This window comes from Novosphingobium sediminicola (genome assembly GCF_014196525.1).
Lineage (GTDB): Bacteria > Pseudomonadota > Alphaproteobacteria > Sphingomonadales > Sphingomonadaceae > Novosphingobium > Novosphingobium sediminicola.
This window is the reverse complement of sequence record NZ_JACIDX010000012.1, coordinates 156,520-176,338: the sequence shown is the minus strand read 5'-3', so window position 1 is coordinate 176,338 and position 19,819 is coordinate 156,520. Positions and strand designations below refer to the sequence as shown.

17 protein-coding genes are annotated in these 19,819 nt (G+C 60.5%); 7 read left to right on the top strand and 10 right to left on the bottom strand.

Annotation, left to right across the window (positions count from 1 at the left end; all coding sequences use genetic code 11):
• Positions 1-34: 34 nt before the first annotated feature.
• The 4 genes from GGR38_RS16025 to dusB all read right to left on the bottom strand — a co-directional run bounded on the left by GGR38_RS16025 (position 35) and on the right by dusB (position 5,958).
• A complete protein-coding gene (locus tag GGR38_RS16025) occupies positions 35-2,293 on the bottom strand; it encodes a sensor histidine kinase (RefSeq protein WP_183627180.1) in 2,259 nt (752 codons plus the stop codon).
• Positions 2,294-2,369: 76 nt separating this feature from the next.
• A complete protein-coding gene (locus GGR38_RS16020; RefSeq protein ID WP_183627179.1) occupies positions 2,370-3,785 on the bottom strand; it encodes a sigma 54-interacting transcriptional regulator in 1,416 nt (471 codons plus the stop codon).
• Positions 3,786-3,790: 5 nt separating this feature from the next.
• Positions 3,791-4,945 carry a two-component system sensor histidine kinase NtrB gene (locus tag GGR38_RS16015; protein WP_183627178.1) on the bottom strand — a complete coding sequence of 385 codons (1,155 nt, stop codon included), beginning with the start codon at positions 4,943-4,945 and terminating at the stop codon, positions 3,791-3,793.
• Positions 4,945-5,958, bottom strand: a complete 1,014-nt coding sequence (gene dusB, locus GGR38_RS16010; protein WP_183627177.1) for a tRNA dihydrouridine synthase DusB — start codon at positions 5,956-5,958, stop codon at positions 4,945-4,947. The genes GGR38_RS16015 and dusB overlap by 1 nt, the downstream gene beginning before the upstream one ends.
• A gap of 86 nt (positions 5,959-6,044) precedes the next feature.
• On the opposite strand from dusB, the gene GGR38_RS16005 reads away from it, so the two are divergent.
• From GGR38_RS16005 to GGR38_RS15995, 3 genes are read left to right on the top strand one after another with little or no spacing between them, the layout of a single operon-like run.
• Positions 6,045-7,196, top strand: a complete 1,152-nt coding sequence (locus GGR38_RS16005; RefSeq protein ID WP_183627176.1) for a bifunctional 2-C-methyl-D-erythritol 4-phosphate cytidylyltransferase/2-C-methyl-D-erythritol 2,4-cyclodiphosphate synthase — start codon at positions 6,045-6,047, stop codon at positions 7,194-7,196.
• Complete coding sequence (locus GGR38_RS16000) at positions 7,196-7,726, top strand: hypothetical protein (protein ID WP_183627175.1); 531 nt, start codon at positions 7,196-7,198, stop codon at positions 7,724-7,726. The genes GGR38_RS16005 and GGR38_RS16000 overlap by 1 nt, the downstream gene beginning before the upstream one ends.
• On the top strand, positions 7,723-8,250 hold the full coding sequence (locus GGR38_RS15995) for a CinA family protein (protein ID WP_183627174.1): 528 nt from the start codon (positions 7,723-7,725) through the stop codon (positions 8,248-8,250). The genes GGR38_RS16000 and GGR38_RS15995 overlap by 4 nt, the downstream gene beginning before the upstream one ends.
• 3 nt (positions 8,251-8,253) lie before the next feature.
• Here the strand turns inward: GGR38_RS15995 and GGR38_RS15990 are convergent, their stop codons facing one another.
• Together GGR38_RS15990 and lipA are read right to left on the bottom strand one after the other, a co-directional pair.
• Entirely contained in the window at positions 8,254-8,694 is a 441-nt protein-coding gene (locus GGR38_RS15990) for a type II toxin-antitoxin system RatA family toxin (protein ID WP_183627173.1), read from the bottom strand.
• A gap of 7 nt (positions 8,695-8,701) precedes the next feature.
• Positions 8,702-9,646, bottom strand: a complete 945-nt coding sequence (lipA, locus tag GGR38_RS15985) for a lipoyl synthase (RefSeq protein WP_183627172.1) — start codon at positions 9,644-9,646, stop codon at positions 8,702-8,704.
• Between the two features lie 144 nt (positions 9,647-9,790).
• Here lipA and GGR38_RS15980 point away from each other — a divergent pair, with 144 nt between their 5' ends.
• Entirely contained in the window at positions 9,791-10,456 is a 666-nt protein-coding gene (locus GGR38_RS15980) for a carbonic anhydrase (protein ID WP_183627171.1), read from the top strand.
• 72 nt (positions 10,457-10,528) lie between these two features.
• Here the strand turns inward: GGR38_RS15980 and GGR38_RS15975 are convergent, their stop codons facing one another.
• Positions 10,529-11,785 carry a tetratricopeptide repeat protein gene (locus GGR38_RS15975; protein WP_172338549.1) on the bottom strand — a complete coding sequence of 419 codons (1,257 nt, stop codon included), beginning with the start codon at positions 11,783-11,785 and terminating at the stop codon, positions 10,529-10,531.
• A 303-nt stretch (positions 11,786-12,088) separates the two neighbouring features.
• Here GGR38_RS15975 and gyrA point away from each other — a divergent pair, with 303 nt between their 5' ends.
• Positions 12,089-14,806: a DNA gyrase subunit A gene (gene gyrA, locus GGR38_RS15970; protein ID WP_183627170.1), complete on the top strand. Its 2,718-nt coding sequence runs from the start codon at positions 12,089-12,091 to the stop codon at positions 14,804-14,806.
• Positions 14,803-15,141 carry a DUF952 domain-containing protein gene (locus GGR38_RS15965; protein WP_183627169.1) on the top strand — a complete coding sequence of 113 codons (339 nt, stop codon included), beginning with the start codon at positions 14,803-14,805 and terminating at the stop codon, positions 15,139-15,141. Before gyrA ends, GGR38_RS15965 begins: the two co-directional genes overlap by 4 nt.
• A 301-nt stretch (positions 15,142-15,442) precedes the next feature.
• On the opposite strand, the gene GGR38_RS15960 is transcribed toward GGR38_RS15965, so the two are convergent.
• Complete coding sequence (locus tag GGR38_RS15960) at positions 15,443-16,327, bottom strand: restriction endonuclease (protein ID WP_183627168.1); 885 nt, start codon at positions 16,325-16,327, stop codon at positions 15,443-15,445.
• Between the two features lie 96 nt (positions 16,328-16,423).
• Here GGR38_RS15960 and GGR38_RS15955 point away from each other — a divergent pair, with 96 nt between their 5' ends.
• A complete protein-coding gene (locus GGR38_RS15955; protein WP_183627167.1) occupies positions 16,424-16,684 on the top strand; it encodes a helix-turn-helix domain-containing protein in 261 nt (86 codons plus the stop codon).
• Positions 16,685-16,901: 217 nt separating this feature from the next.
• On the opposite strand, the gene GGR38_RS15950 is transcribed toward GGR38_RS15955, so the two are convergent.
• Positions 16,902-18,359 (bottom strand): hypothetical protein, encoded by a 1,458-nt coding sequence (locus GGR38_RS15950; protein WP_183627166.1) that lies wholly within the window; start codon positions 18,357-18,359, stop codon positions 16,902-16,904.
• A gap of 372 nt (positions 18,360-18,731) precedes the next feature.
• On the bottom strand, positions 18,732-19,811 hold the full coding sequence (gene cas1 / locus GGR38_RS15945; RefSeq protein WP_183627165.1) for a CRISPR-associated endonuclease Cas1: 1,080 nt from the start codon (positions 19,809-19,811) through the stop codon (positions 18,732-18,734).
• Between the last annotated feature and the right edge of the window lie 8 nt (positions 19,812-19,819).

The window sequence follows — 19,819 nt, the reverse complement described above, 5'->3', positions numbered from 1 at the left end:
CCTCTTTCCATTCGGCTCATTCCTCCGGCTCCCCTCATTCTCCCGGCTCCATCGCCCGCGTTGCGGTCAAAGGGTCGCGGGCAAAACGCAGGGAGACGATGGAACCACCGCCCTCGGCGCTGGCGAAATTCATGTCGCCGCCGTGTTCTTCGACAATCTTCTTCACAATCGCCAACCCCAGCCCCGTGCCCTTGTCGCGGGTGGTGACATAGGGTTCGACGATACGTTCCCGGTCCTGCGGCAAGCCGATGCCATTATCGGCCACCACCGCCACAATACTCTCGCCCTCGTCGATCAGGCTCAGCCGGATCGCGCCGCGATAATCCTCGCCCGCCTGCTTCTGCTTGGCCTCGACCGCCTCGGTGGCGTTTTTAAGCACATTGGTCATCGCCTGACCAAACTGATGCCGGTCGCAGCCGATAAGGCCGATGTCACCCGGCGCCTCAATCGAGAAATCAATGTCCGAGCGCGCCACCTCCTGAAGGAACAGCGATTGCCGCGCCAGATCGACCGGATCTTCCGAGCGGAACACCGGCTTGGGGATACGGGCAAAGGAGGAGAATTCATCCACCATCTTGCGCAGATCGCCCACCTGACGAATAATCGTCGCGGTCAGCTCCTCGAACAATTCGGGATTGTCGCTGATCTGCTTGCGATAGCGGCGCGACAAGCGTTCTGTGGCCAATTGGATGGGGGTCAGCGGGTTCTTGATTTCATGCGCGATGCGCCGCGCCACGTCCGACCATGCCGCCTGCCGCTGGTCCAGCAATTGCCGGGTGATGTCTTCAAAGGTGATGACATGGCCGCCCTGCGCCTCGCCTGATGCGCTGTTGTTGGCCGTCACCTTGACCGCCAGCGTGCGCAGATCGCCCCCACGCTCGGACGACACGCCGTGCTGGACCACGCCCTCGCGCTTGCCCTCATCCACCATGCCCGCGATCTGAGGCGAGATTTCGGCCAGAGCCTGCCCCACCGGCGCGCCATCGCTGCGCCCCAAGAGCAGCTTTTGCGCCGAGGAATTCATCAGCCGCACCGCCCCGGCCGCATCGAGCGAGATCACCCCCGCCGTCACCGATTCCAGCACCGCCTCCATCAGCGCGCGACGCTCGTCAATCTGCTGATTGGCGCGGACAAGGGCGGCCGTCTGACGCTCGATCTGCTCGGTCATGCGGTTAAAGGCGCGGTTAAGCAGGCCGATTTCCTCGGCCCCGCTGCGCCCCGCAATGCGGATTTCATAATTGCCCGCGCCCACCCGCTGGGCCGCGGCCACAAGGTCATAGAGCGGCTGCACCTGTCTGTCGGCAAAGCGCAGGGCAAAGACCACCGACAGGCCCACCAGCACCAAAGATATGACAAACAAGGCAATATTAAACCGCAATTGCAGCAGCCGAGCCCTTTGTGTCAGCACCTGATAGGCCTTGACGATATTGTCGGCGCGCTTGCCCTGGCTGATCGCCAAAAGGTCGGAGGTGCGCGCGGCATAGAGGTAAAGCCCGGTCCGCTGGTCAATCGCGGTCACCGCCTCGATGCGATCCGCCTTGGCGTTGACCACAATCGCCTCGCCGCCATCAACCCGGCGGCGGTCCTCGGTGGAAATCTGAACGCGCGCATCATCGCGCGCAGGATCAACGATCGCCACCGTAATCATCCGCCCATCGGCGCCCTTTTGCAGGATCGCCACTTCGTCCAGCCCGCGTTGCAGCACCTGATAGGACAGGGCCCGCTGGAAATCGAGGCTGACGATGCTGGTCTGGCTGAGGATATAGCGCAGGTCGCTGGTCATCGCGATGGCCTCGTTCGAGACGTCGCGCTGGGTCTGTTCGTAATAGCCGCGCGCCAGCTTATTAGCGTTTTCAAGCAATCCGCGCGAATTGTCCGAAAACCAGAACTCCACGCCCGACTGAAACAGCCATGAGGCAAAGATCACCACCAACAGCGTCGGCACCGCCGCGATCAACGAAAACAGGAACACCAGTTGTGTGTGCAACCGCCCCTTGCCGCCCGGAATGCTGGCCCCGCGCCGAACCGCAATCCAGCGCCCGATCAGCACGAGGATCGCCATCGCAGGCAACAACATGCCCACCAGCAGCGAAGCGGTCATCCCGCCCGAGAGCAACTGCCCCTTTTCCGCCTGATCCGACACCGCCAGCCATGCCGAAAGGCTCGCCGCCAGAAAGCCGAAGATCGAGATGCCCCAAACATAGGGCTCCAGATTGGCGCGCCGGGCATAAACCAGCGTCCGCCGCCACCAGCGGGGCCATCTTTTCGGTCTTGCCTTGTCATCGCTCACCATCGTGGCAGTATTACAACGCCCCTGTGGCAAGAATGCAAGAGGAAACCGTCAGATTACCCCAAAGGTCGCAGCCGCTTTATGGCCGGCGCAGAAAGGAATCCGGGTCTATCGACAATTCGCCAAGGCGCTTGCGCAGAGTGTTCCGGTTGATCCCCAGCATTTGCGCCGCGCGAAGCTGATTGCCCCCGGTCACGGCCAGAATGCGGTTGAACAGCGGTCTTTCAAACGCCGCCAGCGCAGCGTCATACACGGTGCCGGGCGGCGGATTATGCTCGCCCAGCCAGCGTTCGACCGCGCTGTTCAAATCGAGCGGGATGTCCACCTGCTCCTCAGCCCGTGCGGCAGAAGCCAGCATCGGTTCCAAAGCCGCCTCATCAATCACATCCTCACGCGCCAGCAACGCCAGCCGATAGATGAAATTGCGAAGCTCGCGCACATTGCCCCGCCATGGCTGACGCATCAGCATCGCCTCGGCCTCGGGCGCCAGACGCCGCCTGGGCAGGCCCTCGGTGGCCGCCAGCGCGAGGAAATGACGCGCCAGCGCCGCAATATCATCGGCCCGCTCACGCAAAGGCGGCAGATGGATCGGCACCACGTTCAGCCGGTAATAGAGATCCTCGCGGAATTGCCCCGCCGCGATCATCGGCTCCAGATCCTTGTTGGTGGCCGCCACTATGCGTGTGTCGATGCTCACCTCGTCGCGCCCGCCCACGCGGCGGATGCTGCCCGATTGCAGCGCGCGCAGCAGGCGGGTCTGAGCCTGCATCGGCATATCGCCGATTTCGTCGAGGAACAGAGTGCCGCCTGCCGCCTGCTCGAACTTGCCGATATGGCGCGCCACCGCACCGGTGAAGGCCCCCTTTTCATGGCCGAACAATTCGCTCTCGATCAGGTCAGCCGGAATCGCCGCCGTATTGACCGCCACGAATGGCCCCTTCTGTCGATGCCCCAACTGATGGATCGCCTCGGCCACCAGTTCCTTGCCCGTCCCGCTCTCACCCAAAATCAGCACGGTCAGATCATTGCGCAGCACGCGCGTAATCATCCGGTACACCGCCTGCATCGAGGCCGAACGCCCGACCAGCGGCAGGCCCTGCCCCGGCCCTTCATCCACGCCCCCGCCAAGCGACGCCCCCTGCGAACCTGCCGCCTGCCGCACGGTGCGTACCAGTTCGTCAATGTCAAAAGGCTTGGGGAAATATTCAAACGCCCCGGTGTCCGACGCGCGCACCGCCGTATCCAGCGTGTTCTGCGCCGACAGCACGATCACCGGCAGATCGGGATGCATTTCGCGCACCCGGCCCAGCGTCTCGATCCCGTCGCCATCGGTCAGCATCACATCGGTGACCAGCGCCGAAAATTCCTGTGTGGCCAGCAGGCGATCACGCTCGACAATCGAATCGCAGCGCACCACCGAAAAGCCCTCGGCCTCCAGCGCAGCAGTGATGACGATGGCAATGGACTCATCGTCCTCAACCAGCAAAATGGTCATAAATCTTATCCGTTAAGAGCGTCTTGGGCCGATTTTCGGCGGGAGCGGCCCGATGCCCCACCCAGCGATGCCCCCGTCGTCGCAATCGGCAGATGCAGGCGGAAATGGGTCCAGCCCGCCGCCTCGTCGCGATCATGGGTGATGCGCCCATTCATGTCGCGCACCAGCTTGCGCACCAGCGCCAGACCCAGCCCCTGCCCGGTCTTTTTGCTGGTGACGAAAGGCTCAAAAATCTGGTCGCGCACCGATGGATCGATGCCCGGCCCATTGTCCGACACGCGCACCTCGATGGGCAGACGCACCGCCTTGCCGCGATCGGTAGCATGCAATTGCAGCCCCGAGACGAAGCGCGTGCGCACGATGATGCGCGGGCTTTCGGTTGCCTGCGTCGCCTCGCGCGCGTTGGAGAGCAGATTGATAAGCACCTGCACCAGCCCATGCGCGCTGCCCAGAACGGGGGGCAGCGAGGGGTCGAATTCCTCCTCGATCCGCGCCTTGCCATCCTCTGCGCCCGCCGCCGACAGGATCGTGCTGGCGCGGCGGATGGTTTCATGCAGATTGCACGGTTCGACCGGATCGGCCGTGCGGCGCGAAAGCGTCTGCATCTGGTCGATCAGCTTGGCGATGCGGTCCACCTCGTCGGCGATCAGAATGGTCAGAGCGCGGTCGCTGCCCTCCACCTTACGCGCCAGCAATTGCGCCGCGCCGCGAATGCCCGCCAGCGGATTCTTGATCTCATGGGCCAGCACCTCCGGCCCGCGCAGCCGCCCATCGCCATCGCCCGGCATCGACTGGCCCAGCGGCTCGACGGTGGCGCTGTCGGCCAGAGTGACCATCATCCAGCCCGGCGCATCCATCACCGGGGTGGTGGCAATGTCGATCCGGCGGCTGCCCTGACCCAACACATGGGCGTCGACCTGACGCGCGGTAATCGGCGCATCGCTTTCATAAACGCGCTGCATCAGGCGCTCATCGTCCAGCGCCACGACATCGACCAGCGAGCGCCCCAACAGGCGACGCTGGCTTTGGCCCAGAAACTGTTCAGCCGCCGGATTGGCCATCGAGATCTTCTGCCCCGGCGCCAGCAGCAGCACCGCCTGAGGCAGGCTGAGCAACATGCGCCGCGCGTCTGGCGCCGGGGAAATGGCGTCGGGCGCCATCAGGCCGCGTCTTGCAACAGCGGCGCAAAAAATTCGTGGAGCGCGGCCTTCACATCCTTGGGATCGTCCATGAAATTGGCCTTGTTGCGAAACGATGCCGAACCATGCAGCCCATGCGTGTACCAGCCGATATGCTTGCGAAACATATTGACGCCGGTCTTGATGTCATAATGGGCCAGCATGTCCTCGTAATGCTCAAGGATCACAGCATATTTCTCGGCCAGCGATGGCTCGTCGAGACGCTCACCCGTTTCCAGCCAATGCATCATCTGGCCCAGCAGCCACGGCCGCCCATAGGAACCGCGCCCGATCATCACGCCATCGGCGCCCGATTGCTCGACCGCATTGGCCACATCCTCGATCGTGCAAATGTCGCCATTGACGATAACGGGAATATCGACCGCTTCCTTCACACGGCGCACAAAGGCCCAGTCGGCGGTGCCCTTATACATCTGATTGCGGGTGCGACCATGCACGGTAATCATCTTCGCGCCCAGATCCTGCGCAATACGCGCCAGTTCGGGAGCGTTGAGACTGTCGAGGCACCAGCCCATCCGCATCTTGACCGTGACCGGCACGTCCACCGCCTTCACACAGGCCTCAATCAACCGCGCAGCCAGATCCGGCACGCGCATCAGCGCCGAACCGGCATCGCCATTGACCACCTTTTTCACCGGACAGCCCATATTGATGTCGATGATCGCGGCGCCCTTGTCGGCCGCGATCTTCGCCGCCTCTGCCATCTGATCCGGCTCGCAGCCGACCAATTGCATCGAGACCGGCTCCTCCATCGGGTCCCACGCGGCCTTCTGGATCGACTGGCGCGTTTCGCGGATGGCGGCCGGGCTGGCGATCATCTCGGTGACGTTCAGCCCCGAACCATAGCGCCGCACGATGCGCCGAAACGGCAGATCGGTGACAGCCGTCATCGGCGCCAGCACAACCGGGCAATCGATCTGGACGGGGCCGATATGGATCGGCTTCAAGGTGGGGGGGATGGGAGTGTCTGTCATGAATGTTCTGCTATGGGGCGTGCCTAAAAAGTGGGCAGCGCATAAAGGATTGCGCGCCGCACAGCAAGGGATTACCGGCGCGATCCATGAGCAGCGCCACGACTCAAGCAGAACCACGTAACGCCGCCATCATTGTGGCCGCAGGAGCGGGCCTACGCGCGGGCCAACCCATGCCCAAGCAATTCGCCAATTGGCGCGGCAAGCCGGTGGTGCGCCATTCGGTCGAGCGGCTTCTGACCGCCGGTGTAGCGCCGATTGTGGTGGTGATCCCCGATGGCGCGCATGATGTGGCCTCGGCGGCGCTTGATGGCCTGCCGGTTCGGCTGATCACGGGCGGGGCCTCGCGGCAGGATTCGGTGCGTGCGGGGCTGGAGGCTCTGGCCAATGACGCGCCCGCCATCGTACATATCCATGATGCGGCCCGTCCGATCCTGCCTCTGGCGGTGGTCGAAAGGCTGGAAAAGGCGCTGGAGCATCAACCCGGCGCGATTCCTGTTCTGCCCGTCGTGGACAGCTTGTGTAACGCCTCGGACAATCTGATGGGAGCGCCAGCCCGCCGCGAGGCCTTGCGCCGGGTGCAGACGCCGCAGAGCTTTCGCTTTGCCGATATTCTGGCCGCGCATCGTGCGTGGGATGGCCCAACCAACGCGGGTGATGATGCACAGGTTGCTCGGGCTTATGGTCTGGGTATCGCTCTGGTTGATGGAGATGAAGCCTTGCATAAGCTGACCTATGCCAGCGATTTTGCGTCCACTCTGCCCCCCGTGCGGATGGGCACGGGCTATGATGTCCATCGCCTTGAAGATGGCGAGGAATTGTGGCTCTGCGGGGTCAAGATCGACCATCATCAGGGCCTTAGCGGACATAGCGACGCCGATGTAGCGATCCATGCGCTGGTCGATGCGATCCTTGGCGCCTGCGCGCGCGGCGATATTGGCCAACATTTTCCGCCCAGCGATCCCCAGTGGAAGGGCGCGGCCTCGGACCGCTTCCTTGCCCATGCGGTCAAGCTGGCTGGCGAAGTGGGCTATGTCATCGGCCATGTCGATGTGACCATCATCTGCGAAGCGCCCAAGATCGGCCCTCACCGCGAGGCGATGCGCGCGCGTCTGGCCGCGATCATGGGCGTCGATGTGGGATTGGTCAGCGTCAAGGCCACGACCACGGAAAAGCTGGGTTTTACCGGGCGCGGCGAAGGCATTGCGGCGCAGGCGGCGGCAACGCTGTTGCTGGCCTGATGGCGCGGATTTTCGCCCTTGCGGCTTCGGCCCTTTTGGTGATCGCGCCGGGCATGGCGCGCGCGGCTGAGCCCTGTCTGTCGCCCGCCGAATTTTCCTCGCTGGTGGGCTTCGCCCTGCCCGGCACGATTGCGGGCGTGGCCCAGCGTTGCGGCCCCACCCTGCCCGATGGCGCGTTTTTGCGCGGCCCGGCGCGGGGCATGATTGATCGCTATGCCAGCGTCAAACCCACACTCTGGCCCGGCGCCAAGGCCGCCATCGGCAAGATGAGCGCAGGCGCCCCTACCGATATTTCCGCCCTTTTGGGCCAATTGCCCGATCCGCAGCAACAGCAGATCGTGGAAACCATGGTGACCGGCATGGTCGCCGAAAAGCTCCCCATCGCCCGCTGTCCGGAATTGGACCGGCTGCTGGCGATCCTCTCCCCCCTGCCGCCTGAAAGCACGGCTGAGGCCATCGGCCTTGCCATCGGCCTCGGGTCGCGCGCCGGACAGGCGCGGTTTGGCAAAATCGTGATTTGCACACAATGACTCAAGCTTCCTTCTTCGCTCCCGACATTATGGAAATGGCCGCACAGGTGATCGCGGAAAACCGCGCGCTGGGCCGCAAGGTCGTGCTGGCCGAAAGCTGCACCGGGGGCCTCGTCTCGGCGGCGCTGACCGAAATCGCCGGTTCCTCGGCGGTGGTGGAAAGCGGTTTCGTTACCTATTCCAATGCGGCCAAGCAAAAGTTGCTTTGCGTTTCGCCCGATATTATCGACACGTTCGGGGCAGTTTCCTGCGCCTGTGCGTGGGCGATGGCCCAGGGCGCGCTGAAAAATTCGGACGCCGATGTGGCCGTGGCGATCAGCGGCATTGCCGGGCCCGATGGCGGCACCGCGCAAAAGCCGGTCGGTCTGGTGGTCTTTGCCAAGGCCGAGCGCAACAGCGAGGAAGTACTGGCCGAGGAGCGTTTCTTTGCCCCCACCAGCCGCAGCGAAATCCGCGCAGAGGCGGTCAAGGTCGCGCTTGAACTGCTTTTGCCGAAAATGGAGGTCCCGGCCGAGGAGGAGTGATCCTCAGGCCGGTTCACCACCATAGAGTTTGGCCGCGCGCTCTTCAAAAGCGGCCACCATCTTGCGGAACGCCTTGTCGAAATATTGCCCCGCCAGGCTTTCGAACAAGGGGTTGCGGAAGGTGAAGCTGACGTCGAATTCCAGCTCGCAGCCGCCATCGACGTCCCGGAATTGCCAGTGATTGTCCAGATCGCGCATCGGCCCGTCGAGGTAATGCACGGTCAATTCGCGCGGGGCGTCGAACACCACGCGGCTGGTGAATTTTTCGCGCAGCATTTTGAAGCCCACCAGCATGTCAGCCACCATTTCGCGCCCGTCATTGCTTTTCACGCGGGTGGCCACGACCCAAGGCAGGAATTCGCCATACCGGCCCACATCGGCCACCAGATCGAACATCTGCTTGGCCGAATAGGGCAGGCGGCGCGTCTCATGAATACTCGGCATTGACGTATCAGCCCTTGGCCGCCGCCTTGGCGAGCTTGGCCTCGCGGGCCGCGCGCATTTCGGCAAAATCCTTGCCCGCGTGATAGGACGAGCGGGTCAACGGGCTGGCCGCGACCTGAAGGAAGCCCTTGGCTCGCGCAATCGCGCCATAGGCGTTGAAGGCGGCGGGCGTAACGAATTCCTTGACCTCGGCATGCTTGGGCGTCGGGCGCAGATATTGGCCCATGGTCAGGAAGTCGATCTGCGCGCTGCGCATGTCATCCATCACCTGATGAACCTCCAGCCGCTGCTCGCCAAGGCCCAGCATGATGCCGCTCTTGGTAAAGATCAGCGGGTTGTGGGCCTTCACCTCTTCCAGCAAACGCAACGAAGAATAATAACGCGCGCCGGGACGGATGGTGGGATAGTTGCGGGGCACGGTTTCCAGATTGTGGTTATACACGTCCGGCCCCGCCGCCACGATGGCCTCGATCGCCGGGCGCATCTTGTTGCGGAAGTCGGGCGTCAGGATCTCGATCGTCGTATGGGGCGTGGTACGGCGCAATTCGTTGATGACCTTTACGAACTGGCTGGCGCCGCCGTCGGGCAGATCGTCGCGGTCAACCGAGGTGATCACGATATGCTCCAGCCCCAGCTTGGCGGCGGCCTCGGCCACATGGGCGGGCTCGTTCAGGTCCACCTTGCGGGGCATGCCGGTCTTGACGTTGCAAAACGCACAGGCGCGGGTGCAGACATCGCCAAGGATCATCACCGTGGCGTGCTTCTTGGTCCAGCATTCACCGATATTGGGGCAAGCCGCCTCTTCACACACCGTATTGAGGCCCAGCCCGCGCATCAGGTCGCGCGTGGCGCCATATTCGCGGCTGACCGGCGCCTTGACGCGGATCCAGTCGGGCTTGCGCTGTGTGACGGGTACGGAATCGGGCGAAGGAGGCGTGGAGAGGTCGTTCATGGCCTGCCAGATAGGCGCATGAGGCGGCTCTTTCCAGAGTTAAGTTTGAGTTTATGCTGGCCTTCGGACCGGCTTCGGGGCAATCGGCAGCCACGGGCATGGCAGGCCGAATCCCGCCCTGCCCTCCATCGTCAGGAGAACGAGATGTCAGATACGGGTAACGCCCCCGCCACCCCGCCCCTTGACCGTCTTATCGCAGGCTATCACCGCTTTCGCGAAACCGGCTGGAATCCGCACCGTGAACGCTGGAGCCAGTTGGGCGAGCGCCAGCAGCCCGAGGTGATGGTAATCGCCTGTTCCGACAGCCGGGTCGATCCTTCGCAGATCTTTGATGTCGATCCGGGCGAGATCTTTGTCGTGCGCAATGTGGCCGCGCTGGTTCCGCCGTTTGAAACCACGCCGGGCCATCATGGCGTTTCGGCAGCGCTGGAATTTGCGGTCCAGGTTTTGAAGGTTCGCGAGATCATCGTGATGGGCCATGGCATGTGCGGTGGCTGCAAGGCAGCGCTAACACAGGAACTGCATGGCGCCGAACCGGGCCAGGGCGGCTTTGTCGCCAACTGGATCTCGCTGCTGGACGAAGCGCGCGATTCGGTGGCCCATCAGCATGGCACCACTGGCCGCCCCGCCGAACGCGCGATGGAACAGGCAGGCGTCAAGGTCAGCCTTGAAAACCTGCGCAGCTTCCCTTGCGTTCAGCAGAAGGAAGCCAAGGGCAGCCTCAAGCTGCGCGGCGCCTTCTTCGCCATTTCGGACGGGGTGCTGCATCTGCTGGATGAAGCCAGCGGCGAATTTGCCCCGGTCGAATAAAGGCGGCCAAATACGAAAAGGGGGCGGCGGTTTCCCGTCGCCCCCTTCCCTTTTTTCGTAAAGGCTCAGGCCTTACTTGCCCGCGGCCTTCTGCGCCGCATAGAGCGACCAGAGTTCAGCCATTGGCTTACGCGGCCCTTCGACCTGCGCGAAAGTGGCCTGCGCACCGGCATAATCGCCCGCATCCACCTGTGCGATGCCCAGACGGGTCAGCACGACCGGCTTGTCCACGCCCGGCTTGCCCAGAGCGATCTTGTACAGCTCAGCGGCCTTGGCCGATTCGTGATAGGACAGCAGCGCATCAGCCGCGCCCGACACGGTGCCCACGGTCGCATTGGCGGCGCGCGCATCCTTTTCAAAACCGGGCAGCGAGGCCTTGTCCGGGCCGATACGGCCATTCGCGGTCTTGAGCGCTTCGGCATAGAAGGTCTTGGACGCGTCGAGCTTGCCGGCGGCAACACCGGCCTCGATCACGGCCTTCACTTCGCCCGGATTACGGCGAGCGTCAGCGGCCTGAACGAATTCGCCATAGTCGCGTTCTTCGGCCCAGCTGTTGGTGCGCGCCATAAGGCGCATCAGGTCAATCGTGTCCTGCGATGGAAGCTGACCCAGATCGCGCAGCACGGCAATCGCGGCCGACCAGCTCTTGGTCACGGGATAGGCCTTGACCAGCCCGGTCGAGAAATTCACTGCCTGAGCATAATCACGGTTTTCATAGGCAAAGCCCAGACCGCGACGATACCAGTTTTCCGGCGCCGCCGTCCCGGCAATCGCAATCGCCTTGTTCAATTCGTCAAAGCCGGCCTTGGGCTGCTTTTCCTCGAAATTGATTTCGGCCAGCCACACATGCGGCTCGGCTTCCTTGTTGCCTGCGGCGATCGAGGCATCAAGGTTCTTGCGGGCGCCCGCATTGTCCTTGGCCTGAAGCGCCATCTGGGCCAGTGCAAAATGCAGCTTGGGCAGCAGGTCGGGCGGGGTCTTTCCGCTGTCGACCATCAGCTGAATGCCCTTGCCCTGAAGCGCATCGTCCTTGGCCAGGCTGCCAAGCTGAATGCCCCAGTTGCCCGCAGTGAACTTGTCGTCGGGCTTGGTCGCGGCGGCCAGAACCTTTTCATACTGTGCGCGCAGATCGGCGATGCCTTCGGGGCTGGGCGCCTTCTTCACCTTTTCCAGAGCGGTCTGGAAAGGCACGCCGACAGCCAGAAACGGCTTGGAAAGATCGGGACCAGCAGGCGCCGCCATGGCGGGGGCCGCCACCATCACGCCAGCGCCCGCCACGGGCAAAGCCAGCGCCACGGCCAAAGCAAAGCGCGAAAGGGAAAGCTTCATTGCAATCTATCTCCTCTTTGGCATGGCAACCGATGTGCCGCCCCAAACTGAACGTTGCGCTTGTTAAGGCAAATCCGCGTCAATGCAACTATCGCCTTACTGCCCTGTCGCGTGTGAACCACGATTGAACTACGACTTTGTGCGCATGGCAGCGATTGCGCGCCGGAAGATATGCCCCGGTTGTGGAAAACGCATTCGATCCGGCCCACTAGGCGATGCAATCGCTGGCCATAGGCGACGCCATGGCCTAGAGACATGCAATCCGGGCCAGTCCCACAACAATCGAAGAATGAAAACACGCGCGTGAGCGACGAAACCACCCTGACCGCCAGCCCCATGGGCGAATTCACCCGCGTCGATATCGTCGACGAGATGAAGACCAGCTACCTCGATTATGCGATGAGCGTGATCGTGGCGCGTGCGCTGCCCGATGTGCGCGACGGGTTGAAGCCGGTGCATCGCCGCATCCTGTGGACCTGTCACGAGAACGGCTTCAATCATTCGAAGGCCTATCGCAAATCGGCGCGTATCGTCGGCGACGCGATGGGCAAGTATCACCCGCATGGCGACGCGGCGATCTATGACGCGCTGGCGCGCATGACGCAGGACTGGTCGATGCGCCTGCCGCTGATCGATGGTCAGGGCAACTTCGGCTCTATGGACCCCGATCCGCCGGCCTCGATGCGCTATACCGAAGCGCGTCTGGCCAAGGTGGCCGACAGCCTGCTGGCCGATATCGACAAGAACACCGTCGATTTCGTCGACAACTATGACGGGTCGGAGAGCGAGCCGCAGGCCCTGCCCGCGCGCTTCCCCAATCTGCTGGTCAATGGCGCGGGCGGCATCGCGGTCGGCATGGCCACCAACATTCCGCCGCACAACCTTGGCGAAGTGATCGATGGCGCCTTGGCCACCATCGACAATCCCGCGATCACCACCGACGAATTGATGAAGATCATTCCGGGGCCGGACTTTCCGACCGCCCCGCTGATCCTTGGTCAAGGCGGCGCGCGCAATGCCTATAACACCGGGCGCGGCAGCATCATCATGCGCGCGCGCCATGTCATCGAGACGGGCCGCAATGACCGCCGCTCGATCGTCCTCACCTCGATCCCTTATCAGGTGGGCAAATCGGGCCTTGTCGAAAAGATCGCTGAGGCGGCCAAGGACAAGCGCATCGAGGGCATTTCCGACATCCGCGACGAATCGAACCGCGAAGGCGTGCGCGTCGTCGTGGACCTCAAGCGCGATGCGACGCCCGAAGTGGTGCTCAACCAGATCTGGCGCAACACGCCTGCGCAGTCCTCTTTCCCGGCGAACATGCTGGCCATCCGTGGCGGCCGCCCGGAAGTGCTGGGGCTGAAGGATATTCTCACCTCCTTCATCGCCTTCCGCGAAGAGGTCATCACCCGCCGCACCAAGTTCGAGCTGAACAAGGCGCGCGACCGGGCGCATATCTTGCTGGGTCTGGTGATCGCCGTCACCAATCTGGACGAGGTGGTGCGCATCATCCGTGGTTCGCCCAATCCGGGCGCGGCGCGTGCGGCCTTGTCGGCGCGTGAATGGCCGATGGGTGAAATCGCCTCCTATATCCGTCTGGTCGAGGCCATCGAGGAAGGCAGCGACGAGCTTTCGGCGCCCACCTATCGCCTGTCCGAAACGCAGGTGAAGGCCATCCTCGATCTGCGCCTGCACCGCCTGACGGCGCTGGGCCGCGACGAAATCGGCGATGAGCTGGAAGGCCTGGCCAAGGCGATTGCCGAATATCTCTCGATTCTGGGCGACCGGGCCAAGCTGTATGGCGTGATCCGTCAGGAGCTGATCGAGGTGCGCGCCGCTTTCGCCACGCCGCGCGTGTCGGAAATCACGGCTGCTGCCGATGGCATTGATGACGAAGACCTGATCGAGCGCGACGACATGGTCGTGACCGTGACGATGGACGGCTATATCAAGCGCACGCCTTTGAGCACCTTCCGCGCGCAGGCGCGTGGCGGCAAGGGCCGTGCGGGCATGGCCACCAAGGAAGAGGATGCCGTGGGGACGATGTTCGTCACCACCACCCATAATCCGGTGCTGTTCTTCTCGACCGCGGGCAAGGTCTATCGCCTCAAGGTCTATAAGCTGCCCGAAGGCGGCCCGGCCACGCGCGGTCGTCCGATCGTCAACATGCTGCCCGCGCTGGACAAGGATGAGACGATCGCCACCGTGCTGCCGCTGCCTGAGGATGAGGCCGATTGGGGCGCATTGTCGGTGGTGTTCGCCACTGCCAAGGGCAACATCCGCCGCAACAGCATGGATGCTTTTGCCAACATCCCGTCCAACGGCAAATTCGCCATGCGCTTTGACGAAGGCGACGATGATCGCCTGATCGGCGTGGCGCTTTTGTCGGAAGATGACGACGTGTTGCTGGCATCCAAGCAGGGCAAGGCGATCCGCTTTGCCGGTGACGATGTGCGCGAATTCACCAGCCGCACCTCGACCGGCGTGCGGGGCATGCTGCTTAAGGGCGATGATGAAGTGATCTCGCTCTCGATCCTGCACCGCGTGGGCACCAGCAGCGAGGAACGCGAGGATTACCTGAAATTCGCGCCGTGGAAGGGCGAGAAGGAAGGCGAACCTTCGATCTCGGCCGAACGCATGGCCGAACTGGCTGCGCGTGAAGAGTTCATCCTCACCGTCTGCACCAATGGCTATGGCAAGCTGTCCTCGGCCTATGAATATCGCCGGACGGGTCGCGGTGGTCAGGGCATCACCAACATCGACAACATCGCCCGCAATGGCGAAGTCGTGGCCAGCTTTCCCGCTGTTCAGGCCGACCAGTTGATGCTGGTGACCGATCAGGCCAAGATGATCCGCCTGCCGCTCTCGTCGCTGCGCGTGATCGGGCGCGGGTCGGCGGGTGTGCGCCTGTTCAACGTGGCCGACAATGAGCATGTCGTCTCGGCTGTGCGTCTGGCCGATGAAGGCGGCGAGGATGAAGGTGGAGAAGAATCAGCGCCGGAAGGAACTGCGGGCGAATGAACGTCGCGCATAAAGTGCTGACTGCGCCGCAAATGGCGCAGTTCCTTGCCGATGGCGTGTTCAAGGGCGCGCCGGTGGATCTGGCCGATGGCTATATCCACCTTTCGGCCGAGCCGCAGTTGGCCGAGACCATCGACAAGCATTTCGCCGGAATGGGCGATCTGTTTATCGCCACGGTCGATCTGGCGGCGCTGGGTGATGGGGTGAAGTGGGAAGTCTCACGCGGCGGGGCGCTGTTTCCGCATGTTTATGGGGATTTGCCTTTGACCGCTGTGGTGGCGCATGGGGCTTTGGTGCGCGGGCCGGATGGTTCGGTGATTTTGCCTGCGGCATGAGGGTTTAGATGCGAGGGTCTAGACCCTCGCGCTCCCGTTACTGTCTGCGTTGCGCCATGGGTTCGGCGTTATGTGTCGGACGTGAAATTGGAAAGCCTGCGGCGCGGATAAGCCAGCGCCGCAGGCTTTCATCATTCCACCCACAACATAGCAAACCATCATCCACCCCAAAATGGGATTGCAAAGGGACGAGTCCCTTTGCCCGCCGGAGGGGGTATAGTCATATGTGCCCGGAAATATATTTCTGACTACACCCTCGGAGTGAGGGCGCCCAACGCGAGCGGCCTCACATTTGATCCTGTTAGGCAGCGGCCTGCAAACGGCTATCCAGCGCTTCAAGTTCGGCGTGGTGGAGCAATTGCACCCGCAGGCCAGTCGCTTCTCTCTTTGCTTGGGCGGTGAAACCAGCAGGAGCAACAACGCAGGCGATGGAGCCATCATACAGGTGCAAGGCAGAATATGCCTCTTGCACACCCTTGTTTCCAACGGGTTGAGCATACCGCTTGCATTGCAGCACGAGTCGATGCCCATATTTCTCTGCAATCACGTCGGCACCGTGATCCCGGCTGGCTTGCGTAACGCGCACGCTCCAGCCAAGATAGCTCAAAATATCAGCGCAGTGTTGCTCATATTGGGCTGGGGTCAGGTCGCGTGGATCAGCCACAAGTGAGGGCCTGTCGTTACGTTGTTCACGGTCCTGTTTGACGGTGAACTCGTCGACCAATTGCGCAGCCTTTTTTCCCCGCTCGCTGACCCTCCATTGTTCATAGTTCCGGACTTCGGGGACTACCCGTGTTCGCAGAAAATTATCGATGTGAGCGACCCACTTGTCTCTATATGGATTACCAAATGGATCATGGTGAATTGATGTTCTGTAGAGAGAAACAAGGGTAGATTTATTCTCGTTCATCTCGGATTGAATTTTATTATCAAAATCATCTGAAATATTTGATTGATATATATGGAATACGATTCCTAGCGATACAATAATCAAGGTAAAAACTATAGGATGATCCAAAAATTGCCTGATAATTAACGCAAAAATGAAGGCAATGCCCATGACTATTATGATTACTAAACTGAGCGCGCCGGACAAAAATCCGCTTTTCCTGCGACGCACGGGGAAAACCGTATCCCATATAAAATTGCGTGCCCACTGAAAGCCGTCGCTGCGCCGCCGTACCATCGCCATCCCTTTGCCGTATCGGTCAGGATACCATCATCCCAATTATGATGGATATAGACCGTGGTTTAATCTACGGTAAAAGTCACTTGTGCCGCCATGCACGGGCGAAAACTTATTGCGATAAATGTTCGCCGAATTCGGGTAGCGCTCGGCGTATCGCAGGAGCGGCTTGCATTTGATGCAGGCGTGGATCGCTCTTATCTTGGCGGCATGGAGAGGGGGGAAGCGAACCCCACCGTTGATGTGCTGGACAAAATCGCCAGTACCCTCGGTGTTCCGTTGGCTGAACTTTTTGCAGAAATGGAAGATGGAGCGCAGCCACCTCAAGGCCTGCCACGGGGGCGCAAACCTGCTTGAACGTCATCGCACAATCACGAGTGAAATTTACCGTTCCGGAGACAGCCTTAAAGCTCCTACCTGTTTGGCCTCTGCCTACCAGCTTGAGCATACTGCACACCATTGGGAATGCCAAACCTCACCGCAATCAATCATTCAAACGCTCCGCAACGACTAAGCAGTTACGCGCCCTTAACGATCAAAGATACTTCGAGCGGATTGTCGGAACGAGAGAAAGTCAAGAAATCAGCGCATCGAAGCGCCCTTGAAGCAGCGGTAGCTTACGATATGTGTTTTCGTCCTCAACCTTGCGCGCCTCAACAAGTACGGCCAGATCATCGTCGTCCAGAGCGATCACATATCCGCGACCGTCCAATGCCGTATCGCGGCAGCGCTGCTGAAAAAGAGCTTTATTTTTGAACTTGCGGCAAATGATAATTCCAAACTCACCGCGACTGCGGCCAAACCGACTAGAAATTTGATCCAGTTCCGGGTTCGCTATCTCGTTTCCATAGTTTTTGCATTCGATGAAAACGTGCGGCGCAGTATAGTGCTTAGCGAGCCATGCAAAGAATCCTGCGCCCGCCATGTTGGTGTATCGAATGTCGATCCGCTTACGGCCTTGGTGAAGTTCGGACTGGTAAACAGGGCTGACGAGATCGGGGTATAAAAGCGCGGTCAAAAGAGCTTCGATAGCTTTTTCGTATTTCGAAGCGTCGTCCTTGCCCGTGGGCAGAGATGTAACGTCCTTTAATAATTTATCCCAATCAACCGGCGGCATGCCTTCGACATTGTCGAAATCTTCGTGACTAAGAGGAAGAAAGGGTCTCTTGCCGACATCCCTCCTGTACTCGTCCAAAATTTGAGGATATTTTACCGTCTGCTCTATAGCCGCCTTCTTGTCTCCGCCATATTTTTCTATCAAATCAGTCTTGTATACCTTTGGTTGTTTTTTTACAATTTTAATGAGGGCAGATCCAGCCTTCAATTCTTCCCGTTGCATATGCTCTAAAAGGTAATGCCGATAATATTCCTGCATGTTGAACAGTGGCGTTCGACGAACGATCGCCTTTGGAACGAGCAAAAGCTTGCCCACCTTCGTCACTGGCAGTTCGACAAACTGCGTGATCCATTCGCGACGGCCAGCGTGCCACATCGGACCCGACGGTACCCCCTCCTCCAGTGGGATACTAAGCTGCCTGCATTGTTCCTGTGTATATTCGATCAAAGGGCCGCGAATGATATTCGTCGATATGTCCGAGACAATATCCACGCCAATGCCGGGAATAAGTAGCACGGTATCTTCAAGATCTTGCACGAGGCCAGATTTGGCGGCAGCGCTTTGACTTAGTGCACCCCAAACATCGTGTGCAGAGCCTTCACCAAGCGCTCGCCCTCGCGACTTACCGCGCGACATACCCAGATGCGTTTCATTAGGTTCGCGGAGTTCTCTCAAAAGTGCTTCGGCGGCACCGTGATTCCCTGCCTTGATATGTTGAAGCACCGTTTCGAAAAAATTTTGAACGAGCGATACACAGCCATCGCCCCAATCTGTTTGCATCAACGACAATGCGCGCGGACTGATGAAAACCTTTGTGTCTAGTTCAACATCAACGTCGACGAAGTCCAGCGTCGCTTGCGACCGCTTCAATTTGAAGATGGTAGATACTCGCTGATCCGGCTTACGTCTGGCCAAAGGCTTTCCCCCTCAAATCGTCGGCTGGCGGATCAAGTCCAATTTGCCGTTCATTGCGGCGGTCGGTTGCCAGCATCCCACGGCAGAAATATTCACTGAACCGGTGGTTTGCAACACGATGCGGTAATTATTTAGAATCGCGACTAATCGAGGGCAAAATTCGCCATGCCGTTTCTGCCACTGTCTATAATGTCTTGATCGCTTCCCCCGGACTTGCCGAATGGGCGATTGGCAAGTGTAAAGGCGTTACATGACTGGAACTCGCTGAACGCACAAAAAGAAGGGATGATGTAGCAGCCGGTGATGTGGGAGACGCGCAGCGCACCGACTATCTTCCGCCATCATGGAAAGGGTTGTGGCAACTGCTGACGTTCACCCTTGACAGATAACAGTCGCCACAATGCGAGCCAATTGCGGCGACAAGCGGCAAGCGCCGTCTTTACGGATGATAAAATCTGCTCCGGAGAATGACCGATTGCGGGCAAAGGTCAGAATCCCATTATCGACCTTGGGGCGTTCCGGTTCGATCAGGTCATAGACGTAAGCGGGGAAATCATCGCGATAGTGGTGCATGATCCCGGCGTTAGGATCGAAGCCGTCAGCCACCGCCTGAATTTGAAGCTGCGCCGCCCGCACCGCATAGGCGTAATTCAACATGGCGTTTATGGGGTGCGAGGCCTTCCGGTTCTTGCTTTTGTGCCCCGTCAGGATTGAACTGCGCGAGCGGTAGCTAAGCCATTCGGCAGGCACTGGATACCGAGTTTGGGCCGTCCAGTGTAATTCAATCCCAGCCCATGCCGCCCAATAAGCGTTCGCCGCCACGCCTTCGATGGCGCGGATCATGTTCATATCCGTTATATCGTCTGCTTTGAGGCGGTCGATGGTGGCTCGCGCCTTGGTGATTGCCGAAGTCCCGGCGCTGGTGCCGGGAAACTGCGCTTGTAGCGTGGCGATGCTGTTGACCAATTTCCGAGTAATTAAATCACGAGCGAATTCAATACGCTTGGCGTTGTCGCGTTGCATATCAAATTGCCAGCGCAGATTTTGGGAATTGGCCGCAAAGCCCGCGCCCGATGCCATCACGGCAAGCCCGCCATCAGCCGTAATTCGGGCCAAGGCGATGCTCTGCTCGCCAAGCCAGTTCAGCACGTCAAAGGACAGGGAGCCGGAACCGTCTAACAGGATGATAATCGGCGGCAGGGAAAGTTCGCCCCGGAAAAAGCGGTATACCTCTTGCGCTTGCGGATAATGGGTAAAGCCCTGCCGGATTACCAGCGACCCGGCTTCAATCCGCAAACTGGTGCCATGCCCTGTCAGGATCAGCGGGGTTGTGTTCCGATCCCTGATGCGTCGTTTTCGCTGCAATTTCCCGCATTCGGCCAGCCAAAATTCAGAGCGGCTGGCCCATTCATCGGTGGTTGCGTCGGGGCTGAAATTGGTGTTTTCAAGCATATCGAAGC

What these genes read in the sequence shown, in the direction of transcription:
- GGR38_RS16025 (WP_183627180.1), bottom strand. Translation starts at nt 2,293, where the DNA reads ATGGTGAGCGATGACAAGGCAAGACCGAAAAGATGGCCCCGCTGGTGG.
- GGR38_RS16020 (WP_183627179.1), bottom strand. Translation starts at nt 3,785, where the DNA reads ATGACCATTTTGCTGGTTGAGGACGATGAGTCCATTGCCATCGTCATC.
- GGR38_RS16015 (WP_183627178.1), bottom strand. Translation starts at nt 4,945, where the DNA reads ATGGCGCCCGACGCCATTTCCCCGGCGCCAGACGCGCGGCGCATGTTG.
- dusB (WP_183627177.1), bottom strand. Translation starts at nt 5,958, where the DNA reads ATGACAGACACTCCCATCCCCCCCACCTTGAAGCCGATCCATATCGGC.
- GGR38_RS16005 (WP_183627176.1), top strand. Translation starts at nt 6,045, where the DNA reads ATGAGCAGCGCCACGACTCAAGCAGAACCACGTAACGCCGCCATCATT.
- GGR38_RS16000 (WP_183627175.1), top strand. Translation starts at nt 7,196, where the DNA reads ATGGCGCGGATTTTCGCCCTTGCGGCTTCGGCCCTTTTGGTGATCGCG.
- GGR38_RS15995 (WP_183627174.1), top strand. Translation starts at nt 7,723, where the DNA reads ATGACTCAAGCTTCCTTCTTCGCTCCCGACATTATGGAAATGGCCGCA.
- GGR38_RS15990 (WP_183627173.1), bottom strand. Translation starts at nt 8,694, where the DNA reads ATGCCGAGTATTCATGAGACGCGCCGCCTGCCCTATTCGGCCAAGCAG.
- lipA (WP_183627172.1), bottom strand. Translation starts at nt 9,646, where the DNA reads ATGAACGACCTCTCCACGCCTCCTTCGCCCGATTCCGTACCCGTCACA.
- GGR38_RS15980 (WP_183627171.1), top strand. Translation starts at nt 9,791, where the DNA reads ATGTCAGATACGGGTAACGCCCCCGCCACCCCGCCCCTTGACCGTCTT.
- GGR38_RS15975 (WP_172338549.1), bottom strand. Translation starts at nt 11,785, where the DNA reads ATGAAGCTTTCCCTTTCGCGCTTTGCTTTGGCCGTGGCGCTGGCTTTG.
- GGR38_RS15965 (WP_183627169.1), top strand. Translation starts at nt 14,803, where the DNA reads ATGAACGTCGCGCATAAAGTGCTGACTGCGCCGCAAATGGCGCAGTTC.
- GGR38_RS15960 (WP_183627168.1), bottom strand. Translation starts at nt 16,327, where the DNA reads ATGGTACGGCGGCGCAGCGACGGCTTTCAGTGGGCACGCAATTTTATA.
- GGR38_RS15955 (WP_183627167.1), top strand. Translation starts at nt 16,424, where the DNA reads ATGCACGGGCGAAAACTTATTGCGATAAATGTTCGCCGAATTCGGGTA.
- cas1 (WP_183627165.1), bottom strand. Translation starts at nt 19,811, where the DNA reads ATGCTTGAAAACACCAATTTCAGCCCCGACGCAACCACCGATGAATGG.